Here is a 16,320-nt window from a genome sequence, read left to right on the forward strand (position 1 = left end):
CGGAGTACGACCGTCAGACTGCCGTGCGAACCGGACCGGGGGCGCCGAGGAGGGTGAACGCGGCCCAGATCTCCGGCAGCACGTAGTCCTCCCGGGCGCGCAGGACGGCGCGGCGCAGCGCTTCGGCCGGGTCCCCGGTGGCGCGCAGTTCGGCGTGGAAGCGGAGCATCACCTCGCCGGTGGGTGCGTCGGGGACCTCCCAGAGGGTGCCGACCACGGTGGACACGCCGGCCGCGAGGAAGGCGCGGACCGGTCCGAGGACGCCGTCCATGGTGATCAGGCCCTGCCCGGTGGCGCAGCAGCCGAGTACGGCGAGACGCGCCCGGGTGGGGCTCGCGGCGATGACCGGGGTGGTGAGCTGGCCGTGGTCGCCGGCGTCCGGCCCCGGGGTGAGCGCGATGGCGCCGGGCGGCTGGTCCAGCCGCAGCCGGGTGTCCACCAGGGCGTGGCAGGAGAAGTGCAGCAGGTCGGCGGTGCCCAGCCGGTCCAGCACGGCGGGCACGGTCACGGTGCCGGTCATCGCGGGCGTGCCGTAGAAAGCGGCGACGGCTTCGGCGGTCGGCCCGGCGACGGTGGGCAGCGGCTGGAACCGGCCGTCGATCGAGGCGGCCACCGCGCTGTCGACCCCGCCCACCACCACGACCTCCGCGGGGCGTGCGCCGGGCGGGCCGGCCGCCCAGACGTCCTCCTCGGTGAGCAGTTCCAGGGCGTGCAGCGACGGCACGAGGGTCACCGCGCAGTGGCTGATCAGCGGTTCCCCGTCGGCCATCGGCAGCGCGCCGAAGGGAATCGCCCACAGCGCGCGCTGCGGCACGACGACCAGCCGGGCCCCCGGGCCCCGGGGCAGGAACTCGGCGACGGGTTCCAGCAGCACCCGGGACCAGGTGGCCAGCATCCGCTCGTCGCCCGCCAGTTGCCCCAGCAGGCGGATGGCCTCGGCGGCATCCCGTGGCTCCGGTCCGCCGACCGGCTCGTCCTCGACGTCCGGCGCCACAGTGTGGTGCAGCCGTCCGTCCGGGAGCACCACCCACATGTGGAGGGTCTCCGGCTCGGGCGCCGCCCCGCCGAGCCCCGCGCCGATCAGGTCGAAGTGAGTGGCGTAGATCAGCAGGGTGGCGCCGGTGCGCGCCGCGAGCCGGCGGATACGGTCCGGGTCCGGCGCGGTGCCGGGGACGCTCGCGCGTGCGGGACGGGCGGCCCGGATACGTTCGCTCAGCGGGCCGGAACGTCCCTGCTCGGCGGCTGCCAGGGCACCGGCCGGATCACCGGCGGCCAGGGCCAGTTCCTGCTTGGTCTGGAAGATCGCGGCGGAGTGCTGCTCGAACAGCCCGAGGGCGCCGGATTCGTCGCCGCCCGCACGCCGCAGCGGCTCCCACAGGTGTTCGCCCTGCTCAGCGTGCCGGCGGGCGGCGGCGACGTCACCGACGCCGAGGTGGGCGCGGGCCAGATTGAGGTGGCCGGTGGCCAGTCCCCGGTGGTCGGACACCTGCTGCTTGAGGACGAGCCCGGCTTCGAGATCGGCGACGGCCGCGGCGGGCCGGCCTTGCTGGAGGCGGAGCAACGCGCGGTGGTTGAGGACCAGGGCGCGTGGCCGGGCCTGGTCCTCGGGGAGCCGGGCCAGCAGCGCGTCGGCGATGGCCGCGGACTCCTCGAAGCGCCCGGCCCTGCGGATCGTCTCCATCAGCACCTGCTGGGCCTGGAACCACAGCAGCGGGGTGTCGCCGGCCGCGGCCACGGCGCGTGCCATGGCCTCCGCCGCCGCGTCGTGGTCCCCGGCGAAGCTCAGCGCGAGGGCCCGGTTGCCCTGCACCTCGGCCACCACCGCGTCGTCCTCGCCGGGGTCCAGGCATCCCAGCGCGATCTCGGCCCACTCCAGGGCCCGCTCCCGGTGGCCGACGCCGTTGATCGCGAGCAGCAACTGGCTCGCGGACTGCGCCATCCTGGTCCGGCTGCCCAGGTCGTCGGCCAGCCGGTACGCCTGACCCTGCACCCTTTCCGCCTCGCCGAACCACCCGGCGTACGCGAGAGCGCTGCCGAGGTCGCTGAGCAGCGACCAGCGCAGCTCCTGTCCCTCGCGGACGACCACGTCCTCCAGCGCGAGCAACGCCTGGCGCAGCGCCTCGGCCGCTTCCGGGTACCGGCCGATCTGGGTCAGCACCTCCCCGTGCTTGGCGACGTACGTGGCCCGGTCGATGGCGTCGGTGCTCCGCTCCGCCCAGCCGCGCAGCGTCTCGGCGTGCCGCAGCGCCTCGTCGAGCCGGCCGGCGAACATGCAGGCGGTGACCAGCGAGTCCAGCACCTTGGGGGTGCGGTGGTGCATGCCTTCGGCGGTGTAGAGGTCGAGCGAGGCGGTGAGCGCGGCCCGCGCCTCCTCCCACTGGCCCGCCAGGCCGGCTGTCACACCCTCCTGGTACTTCCTGACGGCTCTCAGATAACGGACCGCGCCCATACCGGCCTCCAGATGATGCGTCGGGGGCCACCGGGCCCGGGGATGGTGTGTCCTGTCGTGGGGGCCGTCACGGACACCGTCATGTACGCGGTCATGGGCCCTGCCGCAGATCACGCACACGACGCAGGCGGCGCTGGACCAGCAGGCCGGCCGCCACCGCCGCGACCGCTCCCGCGGCAGCCGCCGCCACCGACCATCCGGCCCGCTGGGCGCCGCCCGACGCCCACTCGGCCGCCAGCGTCGCCAGGAACCATCCGCCCGCCGCGCCTCCCGCGGCCGGCAGGGCCTGCACCAGCGCCCGGAACGGACCCTGCCGTACGGTGCTGCGCGACCAGCCGGCCACGGCCACCGGCAGGATCAGCGCCACCGCGGCGAGCAGGGCGATCACCGGGGCCTGGAGCGGGCCCGGCAGCGGCACCCGGTAGCCGAACGCCTGCACCACCGTCAGGCTCATCACCAGCGCGCCGATCAGGGAGGTCTCCAGGAGCGTCAACTGCGCCCGGTGGTCGGCCAGATGGGAGTCGGCCAGCGCGGCGGCGTCCCGTACCACCTCCGCCGAGGACTCCAGGGTCGCGCTCACGTATTCGAGGTCGTCGTCGAGCTGCTGCTCCAGCCACTGGCCGAGCCGCTGGTCGTGGCCGAACGGGTTGTCCGAACCCTCCGCGGCCGGCAGGGAGACGGCCGCCTCGCCGGCCACGGCGGCGGCCAGGTTGGCACGGGCGATCTGCACCGTACGGCGCATCACCCGCAGCCGCCCGGCCGCCGTGATCAGGCCCTCGGCGTCGGTGCGCAGCGCGACCAGGACGGCGCGGGCGTCGAGGGCTTCCGCGAGCGCGGTCGAGGTGCGTCCGCGCAGCCGCTGCCCGGCGGCCCGGGCCCGGTCGGTGGCCTCCTCGACGCGTTCGCGCAGGTCCCGGTGGGTGCTCGCGTCGTACACCGCCGCCTCGTACCGGAGTTTCGCCGCGTGCAGCAGATAGCGGGTCAGCGGGGCGAGCCGGTCCCGGCTGTGCCAGGCCCAGGCGTCGAGTTCGCGCTCCAGCGCCTCGGGGGCGAGCACGACCAGGCGGCGGGGTACGGGGCCGGACGGGGTTACGGGATCGGCCGGCGGCACCTCCCACACGGCGAACCCTTGTCCAGTGCGCTGCCCTTCGTTCTGCCAGCGCCCCGGCGCCGCCCCGGGCAGCAGGTCCGGCAGCGCGGCGGCCACCTCGGCGACACCCTCCGGCGTGGACAGGCTGTTCCCGGTCACGCCGAGCAGGACCCGGACCGTGCCGAGACCGCCGGACCCGGGCGCCGGCCGGCCGCGTTCCAGCTCCGGCCAGGCGGGCTCGCCGCCGGCTGTCCCGTCCGGCGCGAGCAGTACGGACAGGCCCAGCACGTCGTGGCTCCCGAACAGCACCGCCTGATGAATGCCCCCACCCACCCGCTGCCGCGCGGCCAGCACCCGGTAACCGGCGTACGGCCCGCCGGGAAACGGCACCCGCTCCGTCAACGGCTCCCCCGGCACCGCCCGGTCCATCCCCGCCCGCCCGCACTCCTCCCACGCCTCCTGCACCAGGGCCGCCTGCGACGGCGTGCCCCCGGCCCCGGCATGAAAGAACAGCTGCTCAAGAAGAGCCTGCCGCAGCACCACCCCGCTCACCGTCGGGCTCCTTCCGTACCGCCCCGCAGGGCGACCCCCGCCTCCCGCACAAGGGCATCCTGCGATGGCGTACCCCCGGCCCCGACCACCCCGCTCACCGACCCGGCCCCCTCCGCAACGTCCCCCCGCACGGCAACCCACCCCTCCCGCACAACAGCCACCTGCGACCACGTACCCCGAACCCCGACCTCCCCGCTCACCGGTCGGCCCCCTCCGCGCCCTCCCCCGGCGGAGCGGCAGGCGGCTCGCCGGCTTCCGCCACGATGCTGGTCACCAGGACGTTCAGCCGTTCCGGGAGCTCGGCGGGCGCCGGTAGCAGCGGCTCGTCCTCGTGCCGGGTGACCACCAGGCGGGGGCCGGCCAGTTCGAGCCGGGCCACCGCGATCCGCAGCCTGCGCGGGTCCCGGGCCTGCCAGGCCGCGGCCACCTCCGCCACCGCGGTGGTGACCGCCGTCCACTGCCGTCCCGTCAGCCGCCAGCCGGGCACGCGGCGCAGCGAGGCCAGCGCGCGCCACGCGACGTCGTCCCCCCGCGGACCCCCCGGACCCCGCGGCCAGCCCGGCCCGCCCGGCGCCCCCGGCACCTGTGCTGCCACAGCTCCCCCTTCGCTCCCGCGCCGCCCCGGAGGGGCTACGCCCCCACCGGCGCCTGCTCCAGCAGCGCGGTCAGCGCCACCGCCCCCGCCGCCAGCTCCTCCTGACGTGCCTCCAGCACACCCACCAAAGATCGCAGCGGCTGCGCCAAGGCGTCGAGGCCGTTGCGGACCTCGCTCACCGCCGTGTTCCACCCGAAGTCGGGCCGGTCCTCGCCGGCCGTCAGGATCCGGGACACGATGGCATCGGCGGTCCCGTCGAGCTTGCCGCGCAGTTCCGTGCGCCGCTCCATCTCCTGGCGTTCCAGCCGCGCGCCCTGGATCTCCCGGAACAGGAGGGTCCCGAGTTCCACCACGGACGGGAGCACGGCGTCGAAGATCTTCATCCGCTGGAGCGCCGACCGCGCGGCGGCGGCCTGCTCGGCGTTCGCGAACCCGATGCCGCTGCGGAAGTAGTGCTTCAGCCTGCGGCGGTTGCCGCCGAGCGAATCCACCCGGGCGAGTTCCAGCACGGCTCGCTCCAGCGACATGCCCAGGTCCTTCTCCACGTGGGTCCGGTAAAGGCCGCGGACCGCCCAGCGCACCTGTCCCTTCAGGTCGCGCAGGACGGTGTCCAGCGACCGCTCCCCCGCCTTCTCCGACCGCACCGCCAGCGTGGCGGGCGGCGTGGCGACCGTGCCGACGAACCCCCGGAAGGCCGTCGCCGAAGCGCGCCGCGCACGTGCCGCCAGTTCGCTGTCCGTCTGCTGCACCAGCCGGTCGAGTTCGGCGCCCCAATGCAGGGACCACCTGGTGAGTACGTCCCCCAGGCCGCGTTCCGCCTCGGCACGGATGTGGTCGAGGTCCGCGCCGTGCAGAGTCTCGACCGCTGTGCTGAGCAGTTCGTGGACGGCGGTGCGCAGTGCGGCGGTCGCGGCGCCGACGACCCCGTCGAGTTCCGTGCCCACCGCGGCGAGCTGGGCCAGCTCGCGGCGTGCCTCGTCCACCGCCTGGCCGGCCTGGGCCCGTTCGTGCTCCGCCGCGCCGAGCGCCCGCATCGCGATCCGGCTCCACAGGCGTACTTCGGCGGCCGCGCGCAGCTCCTGGCGCCGGTCCACGAGGGAGCCGAGCGCGGCCCGCAGTTCCGCGATGCCGTCCCAGTCCCGGCTGCTGCCGCCGTCCGCCGCCTCCGCCGCCGTGAACAGCCCGAAGCCGTACGGGTCGGCCGCCACGAGATGCACGGGGACGTCGAGTACGTCGAGTACGGGGGCGTCGTCCTGCGGCCGGCTGCCGGCGGCGCCGCGGGTCAGCAGCTCCGCCAGCTCCTTCCGCTTGTGGGCGGACAGCGAACGGTACCCCTCGGGGTTGTCCTGCGGGTCGATGCCCGCCTCGTCCATCCGCCCCACGACCACGCGCAGCGAGCCCGCGGGGAACAACCGGGCCGCCGGCGGACCGAACAGGGTGCCGGTGGCCACGGCACGGATGTGCTCGGCGTCGGTGGTGGCCAGTTGGGGCGGCAGGACGACGAGCAGGGCGTCGGTGATGCTCAGCGCGTTGTCGGCCACGGCCTCGTGCTGGGCGTTGCCGCCGGCGATCCCGGGGGTGTCGGCGTATTCGAGGCCGCCGCTGAGCACATGGTCGACCGTGAACGTCTCGCGGCGGGCGCTCACCGTCAGCCACGGCGGCGGCTCGGTGGCGTCCTCGGAAAGCAGCCGCTTGATCAGGCTCGACTTGCCGGCGTCGTACGGGCCGTACACGGTGACCCGGACGTCGGGGCTGCGCCGGAAGTCGTGCCACAGACCGCTGATCTCCTCGGTGAAGCCGTCCCCGGCGATGGTGCGGACCGCGGCGCGGACCCGGCTGGTCCACTCCCGTGGGTCCGGGGTGTCCGGGGTGTCCGGGGCGTCCGGGGTGTCCGGGGTGTCCGGGGCGTCCGGGGCGTCCGGGGCGTCCCGGGTGTCCGGCACGGTACGTGTGTGGGTCTCGGTCATGACATCCCCCCAGTGGGCTGTGGTTCCGGGTGACCGCCGGGCGCCCGGCCCAGGCGGACGAGTGCGTCGTCGATCACGCCCCGGTAGGCGGCGATACGGTCCCGGAGCTCGGCGGTCTCCCGCTCGTACGCTTCCGCACGCTTGTCGATCTCCTCGATCCGGCCGGCCAACTGCGCGCACTCGTCGGCCAGTTCGGCCAGCAGGCCGGGTGTCTCGTCGGTCCCGTCCGCGACCAGCCGGCCCCATTGCGTGCCGGCCTTGTGCAGGTCGGTGATGGCGGCCCGGCGGGCCCGGACCAGTTCCCGGCTCTCCCGCTCGTCGCGGATCAGGCCGACGAGGTCGACGGCAGTGCCGACCATCTGGAGGCCGACCCCCAGCCTGCTCAGTACCACCGCTCCGCGGGCCAGCGCGGCCGGGTTGGGCGTGCGGTTGAGCCAGGTGAAGACCTTGGCGATCACCTTCGCGTCGGCTGCCTTCGCGACCGCCGCCCCCACCCCGCCCGTGCCCTTGGCGGCCTTCTTCCGGCGCTCGCGGCCGGGATGGCCGCTGAGGAAACGCAGGTCCACCGCCGTGTCGGCGTCCGGAAACGCCCGGTCGAAAGCCTTGGACTCCAGGCGGCGCCGTAGTGCGCGGGCCGTGGCACGCCGCCACGCCTCGATCTCGCGCGCCGACTCCTCCCGCCACTGGGTGACGACGCCACGCAGGTCCTCGTTCTGCGTCCACTCCTCAAGGCGCTCGGCGAGTGCCTTGCGCTCCTCCGGGTCGGTGGTGCGCAGCGCCCTGGCCACCTCCCGGTCGAGGAAGTCCCCGACCAGGACGGCCAGCCGCTCGGCGCGCGCTTCCCGGAGCGCCAGCCCTTCCCGGAGCCGGTCCGCCACGTCCGCGCGCAGCCGGCCGAGCTGGTCGGCCCGCTCCCGCGCGGCCTGTTCCCCGGCCCGGGCGTCGCGGACCAGCGCGCCGAACCGGGCCAGTCCGCCGTGCAGGAGCGATACGTCCAGGCCGTTCACGAACAGACGCCGCCGCAGCACGGCGAAGGCTTCGTAAAAGGCCGCCATCCCGTCCCAGTGCCGGTACGGGTCGAAGTGCTCGCGGTCGCCGCCATGGAAGCCGTAGGGATCGCCCGACACGCACAGGACCCGCTCGGGGACGGCCTCGCCCTCGCGCAGCGGACCGGCCGTCGCGTTGAGCGCCTGCGCGAGTTCGACGCGCTTGCGCCCGCACAGCCGCCGGAACTCCCGCGGCGCGTCGAAGGGGTCCGGCCCGATCTGGTCGGTGCGGTTGAGGATCACCATGGTCCGGTCGAACTTGGCCGGCCGGTGCGCGTCCGGATCCCCATCGAGGACGAAGGCCAGGTCCGCACGCTCACCCATCACCAGGTTGGGCGAGAACAGGTAGATGACGGCGGCGGCGTCCGGCACCGCCAGCCGCGCCGCCTCGGTGTGCGCGTCGCGGCCGCTCTGGAAGCCGGGGCTGTCCACGAGGGTCACGCCCTTCCAGGTGTACGGCTCCGCTTTCGCGGTCTTCGGGGCCGCCGCGACGGCCAGGGACTGCGGCGGCTCCTCGCCCGCGTCGAGCAGCAGCCGCCGGATGAAGGAGGACTTGCCGGTGTTGTAGTCCCCGCACACCAGTACCCGCGGCCGGCCGTCGGCCGCGAGCTCGTCGAGTTGGGCGAGGGCCTCGGCGGCGGCCGCGTCCTCGCGCAGCCGGTCCTGGGCGTCGAGCAGCCAGTCGCGGCCGGCACCGGGGGCCGGCTCGGCGAACGGCCCGTCGGCGGCCTGCCGTACCCACGCCAGGAACTCCGGCTGCTCGAACGGCTCGGCGGTGACGGTACGGTGCCGGCCCGCTCCGGCGGCGATGCCGTCCTCGGTGCACCAGGATTCGCCGAGCCACAGGTGGGCGGCCGCGGCCTGTCCGGGCAGGCCGGTCGCCGACTCGCGCTCCCGGGCGGCCTCGCGCAGCACCTGCGCCGGGTCCCCGGCGGCCGGCAGCCCCTCGGCGGTCTCCCGTATCAGGGACCGGCAGTGCGCCACGCCCTCGGCGAGACCGCGCAGTTCGACGGCCTGGACCACCGCGACGCCCACCCGTTCGCTCATGCCCCGGCGGACCAGCGCGTTCACCTGTGCGACGGTGGCCGTACGGGCCCGCTCGAAGGTGTCGGTCACCGCGCGGCGGGCGTCGGCGCGGGCCTGGGCGAGCGCCTCCTCCTTGCGGTGGCGGGCCCGGCGCCGGCTCCACTTGCTGATCCCGCGGCCGATCATGCCGGCGATCGCGCCGACCAGCAGAATGCCGCCGGCGGTCCAGCCGACCGGGTTCCACGCGTTGAAGATGATGAGCCCGGCCATGACCCCGGTGCCGGCGCCCGCCGCCACACCGCCGACGCCCGTGGCGATGCTCACGCCGCGCAGGAACCGGCCGGCGTTCCCCTGCACCTGGGCCCGCTCGGTCGCGACGGCCCTCAGGTCCGCTCCGACGTCCTCCACCACGAGGCTGACCCGGCGCTGCAACTGGGCGACGACCGCCTCCAGGGCGATCTTCAGGGCGAACTCGATCGCCGGGGTGTCGAAGACCTGCGCGGCGAACGCCTCGGGCCCGACGACCTCGCCGTGGGCCATGGCCTGGTCGACGACGGTGTCCGCCCGGCGCTGGGCCGCCTCGCGCTGCGGGGCCAGCGCGGCACGGATCAGGTGGTCGGCGTACCGCCCGATCTCGCCGACCGGCGGGGCCTCGAAGCGGCCGCCGCGCAGCCGTTCCAGTTCGGCCAGGGCGGCAAGCAGCTTCCGGCCGGCGTCCCCTTCCGGGGAGGCTTTCGGGGAGGCTTTCGGGGAGCCGCCCCGCGAGCCGTCCGGCGAGGCGTCCGCGATGTCGTCCGGGATGCCGTCCGGCGAGGTCTCCGCGAAGGCGGACTCGGGTGCGCCGAGGACCGTGAGCATCCGCTCGATGCCGATCTCCGCCTGCTCGGCCAGCCGGAGGGCGGGTTCCTCGACGTGGATCCGGAGATCGTCGTCCGCCCGCAGGCACGCGCCCTCGATCTGGCGCACCAGCGTGCCCAGCCGCAGCCCGACCGCGTCCTTGCCGAGGGCCGCGCCCATCAGCCCTTCCAAGGCCGGCAGATTCGACCAGTCGAGGAGGACGCCGGTGGAGCCGGCCTCGGCACGCAGGACCGGCAGCGTATCGGCGTCGGGGCCCTCGTACGGCAGGGTGACCCGGGCGAACACGGCCGACTTCGTGTTCAGCGCCACGATCGGCACGTCGTGCAGGCCGACCCTTGCGAGTTCGTCGTGGATGTTCTGGGCGTGCTCGGCGACGGCCCGGGACAGATGACGGCGGACCGCCTCGTTCCGCACCCTGGTCGGCCTGCGCCACACCGGGCTGCGGTTGTTCAGCACGGCGACCACGGGCTTGCCGTAGGCCGCGATCCAGTCCGCCACCTTGGCGAACTCCGCGGCCTGCTGGTTCTGGCTGTCGAAGCAGAGGATCACCACGTCGGCGATCACCAGGGCCTCGCGGGCCCGCTCCTCCAGCTCAGAGCGCGCCATCGTCCGGCCCCACCCCGCGATGCCCGGCGTGTCGATGACCCGGCACCCCTGCCACTCGCCGGGCGTCACCTCGGTGGTCCAGTCGGCCGCGCCGTGCGGCGAGATCGACGTGCCGTGCCCCTGCGTCAGCGCCTCCCGCAGGCTGCTCTTCCCGGCACCGGTCCGGCCGAACAGGACCACGTTGAACGTGTCGAGGGCGCCGAGCCGGCGGTCCGTCACTTCCTGAAGTCCCGCCGTGACCTGGCGCACCAAGTCGTCGGCGAACGACCGCAGTTCACTGCTTTCCTCACCTGCCGCGGCGCCAAGTGCCGGTGTGCCCGCGCAGTCCGACAGCGCCCGCAGCAGCCGGCGTACGTCCTTCCGTAACCCCTCGGCGACCGGCCGACTGCGCTCGACCGCCTCCGCGATGGCCCGCTCCAGGTCCCCCGACCCCACCGGAGGATGTTCCGCCATACCCGCCCCCACCAGAGTTCTCCCCATTGCCCTGCCGCACCCGCACCCGAGCGCGCATCGCACCCGCACCACCCGGCGAACTGCCTGTGGTGACGGACGATGCGATGCCGTGTTTCCCCCAGCGGGACCGCTGTTCGCCCCCCGGCCGTGCGCCGCGCGGGCCCCCCTCGGCCCGCCCGGTCGCCGACGCGATCCGCGGGCATCAGGGTGACAGAACGCCCGCCGCCCCCACACCCGTTCCGCCCCACACGCCCCATGCACCCCGAAAACGGTGCCGAGATGCGATAGCGGACAAAGGACGCGTACGCGCTGCCGCGGCTGGTGCGTCCCCCCGGCACGGCAATCCGCCGAGGCCGCCCTAGACACGGGAGGGAGTCGAGCCGTAGCCACGGGAGGGGGCCGAAACGGCCTCGCGCTCCCTGGCGCGCCTCCACGCCCTCTGCCCCGGCCGCCTTGTGCCCCCGCCTCATCCGGGCCGGGTCCCGGACGCCACCGCATGGTCGCCGCGCGCGCGGGGGTCAGCGTTCGCGCCCTGCGCTACTACGAAGAGCAGGGACTCCTCGTCGCCGCCCGCGGCCCCGGGGACCAGCGGCAGTATTCCGAGTCCGACGTCGAGCGGGTGAAGTTCATCCAGCTCCTCTACTCGGCCGGGCTGCCCAGCAAGGCGATCCTGCCCATCCTGCCGTTCATGGACACCCTGGTCGCAACGCCGGAAATGACGCAACAGCTCACGGACGAGCGCGACCGCATCCAAGCTCGGATCCACGACTTGACCCGGGCACGCGAACGCCTCGACGAGCTGATCGGCCTCGCCGCCCAGTACACGGCGTCGTCACCGGCGCAGTGCCCGCCGGACGTGGACACCACGCCCGACAGGCCGAGGAAATCGGGCCGAGCGGTTCCCTCGATACGCCCTTGAGTGGTACTGCGAACAGCCACTGCCAAGGGCGGTGCTGGTCAGGTGCTGGTCAGGTCGAATGCGCGGCCCCGCCACGTCCCGGCCAGAAGCACATCCGCCCAAAAACGGCGTGCCGACCAACCGTCCCGGAGCGATACTGCCGGGATGATCAACGTGCCTGCCCCCGCGCTGGACTCGTTGTACGGGCTCGCCTTCGGGGACGCCTTCGGTGACCGTTGGTTCGGCATCCTGCGCCGGGAGGGTACGGCGGCGTTGGAGGCGCGGACGGTGCCGCCGGAGCCGTTGTGGCGGTGGAGCGACGACACGGCGCAGGCGCTCGTACTGGTCCGGGAACTCGCGGAGGGCGGCGGCGCCGTCGACCAGGACCGGCTCGCCCTGCGGTTCGCGGCGGCGTACGCCGAGGACACGCACCGGGGTTACGGGGCCTCGATGCATGACGTGCTCCGGCGGATCGGTGCGGGCGAGCCCTGGCGGGACGTGGTGGCCGGGCAGTTCGGCGGCCAGGGCTCCTGGGGGAACGGCGCGGCCATGCGGGCCGCCCCGCTCGGCGCGTGGCACGCCGCCGACCTCGACGTGGCCGCCGAGCAGGCCGCGCTCCAGGGCGCGGTGTCGCACCACCACCCGGAGGCGGTCACCGGCGCGGTGGCGGTCGCCCTCGCCGCGGCCCTGGCAACGCGCAGCCGGGGCGGGCCTGCCCCCGCGCGGCCGGACTTCCTCCGGGCGGTCGCCGAACAACTCCCCGACAGCGACGTCCGGTCGGGCATACGGACAGCGGCCCGCATGTCGGACCGGGCCTCGGTTCGGCACGCCGCGGAAGTCCTGGGCTCCGGCTACCACATGTCCGGGCCCGACACGGTCCCCTTCGCCCTGTGGTGCGCGGCCGGGCACCTCGACGACCTGCACGAGGGCCTGTGGCTCACGGTCGCCGGCCAGGGCGACATCGACACCACCTGCGCCATCGCGGGCGGGGTGATCGCCGCGCGTACGGGCGTCGCCGCCCTCCCCGCGGCCTGGCACGCGGCCCGCGAACCGCTGCCTCCGGTCGTGCCGGAGTAGGAACCCGCACGGCAGGATGGCGTGGTGGAGTCCTTGACGCTGGACGGCTGGCAGCCTGCGGAGTTCCTGGTCGTGGCGCAACTCGACCTCACGGTACGGGCGTTGGAGGAGCGGTCCCTGACGGTCGAGTTCGACGAGGTGCACGGCGAGCACACCGCGGTGCTGCGAGTTTCGAACGCGGGGTTGGTGTTCTGTCTCGTGGCCACCCCGCCCTACGCGGGCTTCGCTCTGCTGTGCGGCGACCCGGACGGTATGGGCTGGGAGGAGGCGCTGGATATCTTCCTGGCGCAGACACCGTTCGGGCGTTCGGCCGTCACGTGGGTTCCCGGCGACGTACCGGACGATGTACGGGTGGCAGCCGGCGCCGACGAGGAACACCCGGCCGTGCATACGGATCGCCCGCACGCGAAGGACAACCCTGTCGCCGAGGCACCGCAAGTTCCGTAAGTTCGGCCCGTGACCTACGAAATCACGTTCGTACGGGTGCAGCCGGGGCTGACGCTTCAGGGGACGCTGGACCGCCTGAACGCCGACTTCGAGTTCGATGTCGACGCCGACCCTCCCCTGCTCCGGCTCACCGAGGCCGAGCGGGGCGAGTGGGACCGCGTTCTGGGCCGGGTGTCGCGGGAGGTCGGGCCCGTGGAGGCCGAGGAATATCTGTACAGCCTGACCTTCTGGACGGTTGGTCCGCCGGGACGGGTGAAGTTCGATTACCGCGGAGACATGGGGGACATCGAGATCCCGTACCGCTACTCGGGACCGGCGGCGTTGGCGGTGATGGAGCTGGCGTACCGCGTGGCCCGTATCGTCGAGGAGGAGAGCGGCCTCACCGGTCACGACTTCGAGGTGGACCAGCCGACCCGGACCGGGGATCCGGCGAAGGCCGCGGCCCGGCTGGGCGGTGTCGCGGATTGGGCGCAGCGGAATCTGGGCGGGCGGTGACGGGTAGCACCCCGGGGAGACCTGGGAGGATCGGGCCGTGACCAGCACCGACAGTACGGAACGCCAAAGGCTGCTGCGCCGCGGATTCGCCCTGGAGTACACCACGCTCGGGTGGAACGTCGTCGGCATCGTGATCCTCGGGTTCGCGGCGGTCTCCGCGAGGTCGGTCGCATTGGCCGGGTTCGGGCTGGACTCCCTGATCGAGATCGGCGCTTCCACAGTGGTCGTCTGGGAGCTGTCGGGCACCGGCGAGGAGCGGCAGAAACGGGCGCTGCGGCTGATCGGCGCCGGCTTCGCCCTGCTGGCCGCGTATCTGCTGGTGCAGTCCACCTGGGTGCTGGTCGCCGGCTTCCGCCCGCACCACTCGCCGCTGGGCATCGCCTGGACCGCCGTGACCGCCACCGCGATGTTCGCCCTTGCCGCGGGAAAGGCCCGTACCGGAGCCGCACTCGACAACCCGGTGCTCAGGACCGAGGGCCGGGTCACCCTGATCGACGGCGTACTCGCGGCGGCCGTCCTGCTCGGCCTCGTACTCAACGCCGTGGCCGGCTGGTGGTGGGCCGATCCGCTCGCGGGGTACGTCCTCGTCTATTACGCCGTCCGCGAGGTCGACGAGATCTTCCGCGGCGACCACTGACCCACAGGGTTCGCCCTGCGTACTCCTGGTGAACGTACGCGCACAAACAGCGGCGAAGCCGCGTACACTGCGCGACAGTTCGCGCGCAGAAAGTAGGGAGTAGCCCGTGACTACGCGCAGGGGTGCTGCGTTACACAGGCAAAGGCGGGTCGGGACGGTGGGAGGTGGCAAGACCATGGCCGAGGCAGTGGAGGGGACCGGGGGGCCGGAATCCGAGGGGGCGGCAAAGTCCGGGGGTATGCCGGCCTGGCTGGGCAACGGCGAACCCGAGACATCGGACAGCCTCAAGACCTTCGGCGCCGTCGTCCAAGCCCTGCGGGAGTTCCACGGCATGAGCCGCGAAGAACTCGGCCTACACGTACGGCTGTCCAAGCACACGATCGCCTCCATTGAGTACGGCCGCCGCATGCCGGATGTGGGGTTCGCCGAACGGGCCGACGCAGTTCTCGGGGGTACGGGCGCCTTGCCGAAGGCGGTCGGGTACCTGGCGCGGCAACCGGGATTGGCGGCGTGGTTCCGTCAGTGGGCCCGCTTGGAGGCGCATGCGATCACCTTGTACACCTACGACTGCCGCGTCGTGCCAGGGCTGTTGCAGACCGAGGCGTACGCTCGCGCCCTGTTCGAGGAGCGGTTGCCGCCACTAAGTGACGAAGAGATCGAGTCCCAGTGGGAGGCGCGCGCCGAACGCCAAAGGCTGCTGTACAACCGCCCGAACACAGCCTTTAGCTTTGTCCTCGACGAGCCTCTGTTGCGGCGCCAGACAGGCGGGGCAGGAGTCACCCGCGAACTTATCGATCACGTGCTGGACCTGTCCCAACGCCGGAACATCGAGATTCAGGTGTTGCCCCAAAACACCGGGGTCCACCCCGGGTTGGACGGCCCCATCGTGCTGCTGGAGACACCGGACAACCGGTGGTTCGCCTACAACGAGGGGCAGGAGTCCGGCCAACTTATCTCTGCCTTGAAAGTGGTCAACATCCTCCAGATGCGGTATGCAAAACTGCGCTCGCAGTCCCTCAGCTCCGAGGACTCCGTGCGCCTGTTGAAGCAACTGCGAGGAGAGCTATGACCAACCCCGAACTGGCCTGGTTCAAGAGCAGCTACAGCGGCAGTTCCGGTGACAACTGCATCGAGGTGGCCGTCTCCTGGCACAAGTCGAGCTACAGCAGCGGTCAGGGCGACAACTGCGTCGAGGTCGCCAGCACCCCCGGCACCATCCACGTCCGGGACTCCAAGGACAAGGAGGGCCCGCAGCTCGCCTTCTCCCCCGCCCAGTGGGCGTCCTTCGTGGAGTTCGCCTCGGCCATCTGAGCCGCGCGCAGCGAGTGGGTGCCCCGCGTCCGTCAGTTGGGGAAGCGGGGCACGACCACCCGTTGCCCGGGGGGCCAAGGGTCCCCCTACGCGAGGATCTTCAGCAACCGGTCCGCCAAGATGGCGGCCGAGTGGGGGTTCTGGCCGGTGATGAGGTTGTCGTCCTCGACCATGTAGGGCTGCCATATCTCGCCGCGGCTGTAGTCGACGCCGACCGCGTCCTTGAGTTCGTCCTCCAACAACCAGGTCGCGCGGGGGGCGAGACCCACCGCCTCTTCCTCCTCGTTGGTGAAGCCGGTCACCTTGCGGCCCTTGAAGGGGGAGACCCCGTGGATCCGGGTGGCCAGCATCGAGGCCGGGGCGTGGCAGACGATGGCGAGCGGGCGGCCCGAGGCGAGCTGTTCCGTGAGCAGCCGGCCGGCGTCCGCGTCGAAGGCCAGGTCCGCCATGGGGCCGTGGCCGCCGGGCAGATAGACCGCGTCGTAGTCCTCGAGGCGGACGTCGGAGAGTTTGATCGGCCGCCGCATCACCTCGGCGTCGCGGATGATGGCCTCCAGGTCGAGGGCGCCCTGTTCGCCGCCCGCCATCGAGGGGCGCAGGCTCATCATGTCGACGTTGGGGGTCACGCCGCCCGGTGTCGCCACCACGACCTCGTGACCTGCGTCCGTGACGGCCTTGTAGGGGTTCGCGAACTCCTCGGCCCAGTAGCCCGTGGCGTATCGGGTGCCGTCCTTGAGTACCCAGTACGTCGCCCCGCTCACGATGAAAAGCAGCTTCGCCATTGGCCGTGCGCCTCCTCGGCCCCACCTTGTA

The 16,320-nt window shown here is 73.3% G+C and carries 13 protein-coding genes; 7 read left to right on the plus strand and 6 right to left on the minus strand.

Annotated elements, in window-relative coordinates:
* Positions 1–13 precede the first annotated feature (13 nt).
* The 5 genes from ITX44_RS42760 to ITX44_RS25375 all read right to left on the minus strand — a co-directional run bounded on the left by ITX44_RS42760 (position 14) and on the right by ITX44_RS25375 (position 10,624).
* Positions 14–2,401, minus strand: coding sequence for a CHAT domain-containing protein (locus tag ITX44_RS42760; protein WP_205359676.1), 2,388 nt, complete (start codon positions 2,399–2,401; stop codon positions 14–16).
* A gap of 139 nt (positions 2,402–2,540) precedes the next feature.
* The gene (locus ITX44_RS42295; RefSeq protein WP_205359677.1) at positions 2,541–4,091 is read right to left on the minus strand and encodes a CATRA conflict system CASPASE/TPR repeat-associated protein; all 1,551 of its coding nucleotides are present in this window, start codon (positions 4,089–4,091) and stop codon (positions 2,541–2,543) included.
* Positions 4,092–4,287: 196 nt separating this feature from the next.
* Positions 4,288–4,686 carry a CATRA system-associated protein gene (locus ITX44_RS25365; RefSeq protein ID WP_205359678.1) on the minus strand — a complete coding sequence of 133 codons (399 nt, stop codon included), beginning with the start codon at positions 4,684–4,686 and terminating at the stop codon, positions 4,288–4,290.
* Between the two features lie 35 nt (positions 4,687–4,721).
* Positions 4,722–6,653: a GTPase domain-containing protein gene (locus tag ITX44_RS25370; protein ID WP_205359679.1), complete on the minus strand. Its 1,932-nt coding sequence runs from the start codon at positions 6,651–6,653 to the stop codon at positions 4,722–4,724.
* Positions 6,650–10,624: a GTPase gene (locus tag ITX44_RS25375; RefSeq protein WP_205359680.1), complete on the minus strand. Its 3,975-nt coding sequence runs from the start codon at positions 10,622–10,624 to the stop codon at positions 6,650–6,652. Before ITX44_RS25375 ends, ITX44_RS25370 begins: the two co-directional genes overlap by 4 nt.
* A gap of 514 nt (positions 10,625–11,138) precedes the next feature.
* Here ITX44_RS25375 and ITX44_RS25380 point away from each other — a divergent pair.
* The 7 genes from ITX44_RS25380 to ITX44_RS25410 all read left to right on the plus strand — a co-directional run bounded on the left by ITX44_RS25380 (position 11,139) and on the right by ITX44_RS25410 (position 15,507).
* Positions 11,139–11,561 (plus strand): MerR family transcriptional regulator, encoded by a 423-nt coding sequence (locus tag ITX44_RS25380; protein WP_205359681.1) that lies wholly within the window; start codon positions 11,139–11,141, stop codon positions 11,559–11,561.
* Between the two features lie 144 nt (positions 11,562–11,705).
* Complete coding sequence (locus ITX44_RS25385) at positions 11,706–12,617, plus strand: ADP-ribosylglycohydrolase family protein (protein WP_205359682.1); 912 nt, start codon at positions 11,706–11,708, stop codon at positions 12,615–12,617.
* Between the two features lie 24 nt (positions 12,618–12,641).
* Positions 12,642–13,064 (plus strand): hypothetical protein, encoded by a 423-nt coding sequence (locus ITX44_RS25390; RefSeq protein WP_205359683.1) that lies wholly within the window; start codon positions 12,642–12,644, stop codon positions 13,062–13,064.
* A 9-nt stretch (positions 13,065–13,073) separates the two neighbouring features.
* Positions 13,074–13,559: a hypothetical protein gene (locus ITX44_RS25395; protein ID WP_205359684.1), complete on the plus strand. Its 486-nt coding sequence runs from the start codon at positions 13,074–13,076 to the stop codon at positions 13,557–13,559.
* 37 nt (positions 13,560–13,596) lie between these two features.
* Entirely contained in the window at positions 13,597–14,196 is a 600-nt protein-coding gene (locus tag ITX44_RS25400) for a cation diffusion facilitator family transporter (RefSeq protein WP_205359685.1), read from the plus strand.
* A gap of 238 nt (positions 14,197–14,434) precedes the next feature.
* Positions 14,435–15,265, plus strand: coding sequence for a helix-turn-helix domain-containing protein (locus ITX44_RS25405; protein ID WP_205359765.1), 831 nt, complete (start codon positions 14,435–14,437; stop codon positions 15,263–15,265).
* The gene (locus ITX44_RS25410) at positions 15,262–15,507 is read left to right on the plus strand and encodes a DUF397 domain-containing protein (protein ID WP_205359686.1); all 246 of its coding nucleotides are present in this window, start codon (positions 15,262–15,264) and stop codon (positions 15,505–15,507) included. The genes ITX44_RS25405 and ITX44_RS25410 overlap by 4 nt, the downstream gene beginning before the upstream one ends.
* A gap of 86 nt (positions 15,508–15,593) precedes the next feature.
* Here the strand turns inward: ITX44_RS25410 and ITX44_RS25415 are convergent, their stop codons facing one another.
* Positions 15,594–16,289 (minus strand): type 1 glutamine amidotransferase domain-containing protein, encoded by a 696-nt coding sequence (locus ITX44_RS25415; RefSeq protein ID WP_205359687.1) that lies wholly within the window; start codon positions 16,287–16,289, stop codon positions 15,594–15,596.
* Positions 16,290–16,320 lie beyond the last annotated feature (31 nt).

The organism is Actinacidiphila acididurans, from assembly GCF_016918855.1.
Taxonomy (GTDB): Bacteria; Actinomycetota; Actinomycetes; order Streptomycetales; family Streptomycetaceae; genus Actinacidiphila; species Actinacidiphila acididurans.

Bases quoted from the DNA above. Each gene is read 5' to 3' on its own strand.
- ITX44_RS25405 (WP_205359765.1), top strand. From the start codon at position 14,435: ATGCCGGCCTGGCTGGGCAACGGCGAACCCGAGACATCGGACAGCCTC.
- ITX44_RS25415 (WP_205359687.1), bottom strand. From the start codon at position 16,289: ATGGCGAAGCTGCTTTTCATCGTGAGCGGGGCGACGTACTGGGTACTC.
- ITX44_RS25410 (WP_205359686.1), top strand. From the start codon at position 15,262: ATGACCAACCCCGAACTGGCCTGGTTCAAGAGCAGCTACAGCGGCAGT.
- ITX44_RS25385 (WP_205359682.1), top strand. From the start codon at position 11,706: ATGATCAACGTGCCTGCCCCCGCGCTGGACTCGTTGTACGGGCTCGCC.
- ITX44_RS25380 (WP_205359681.1), top strand. From the start codon at position 11,139: ATGGTCGCCGCGCGCGCGGGGGTCAGCGTTCGCGCCCTGCGCTACTAC.
- ITX44_RS25370 (WP_205359679.1), bottom strand. From the start codon at position 6,653: ATGACCGAGACCCACACACGTACCGTGCCGGACACCCGGGACGCCCCG.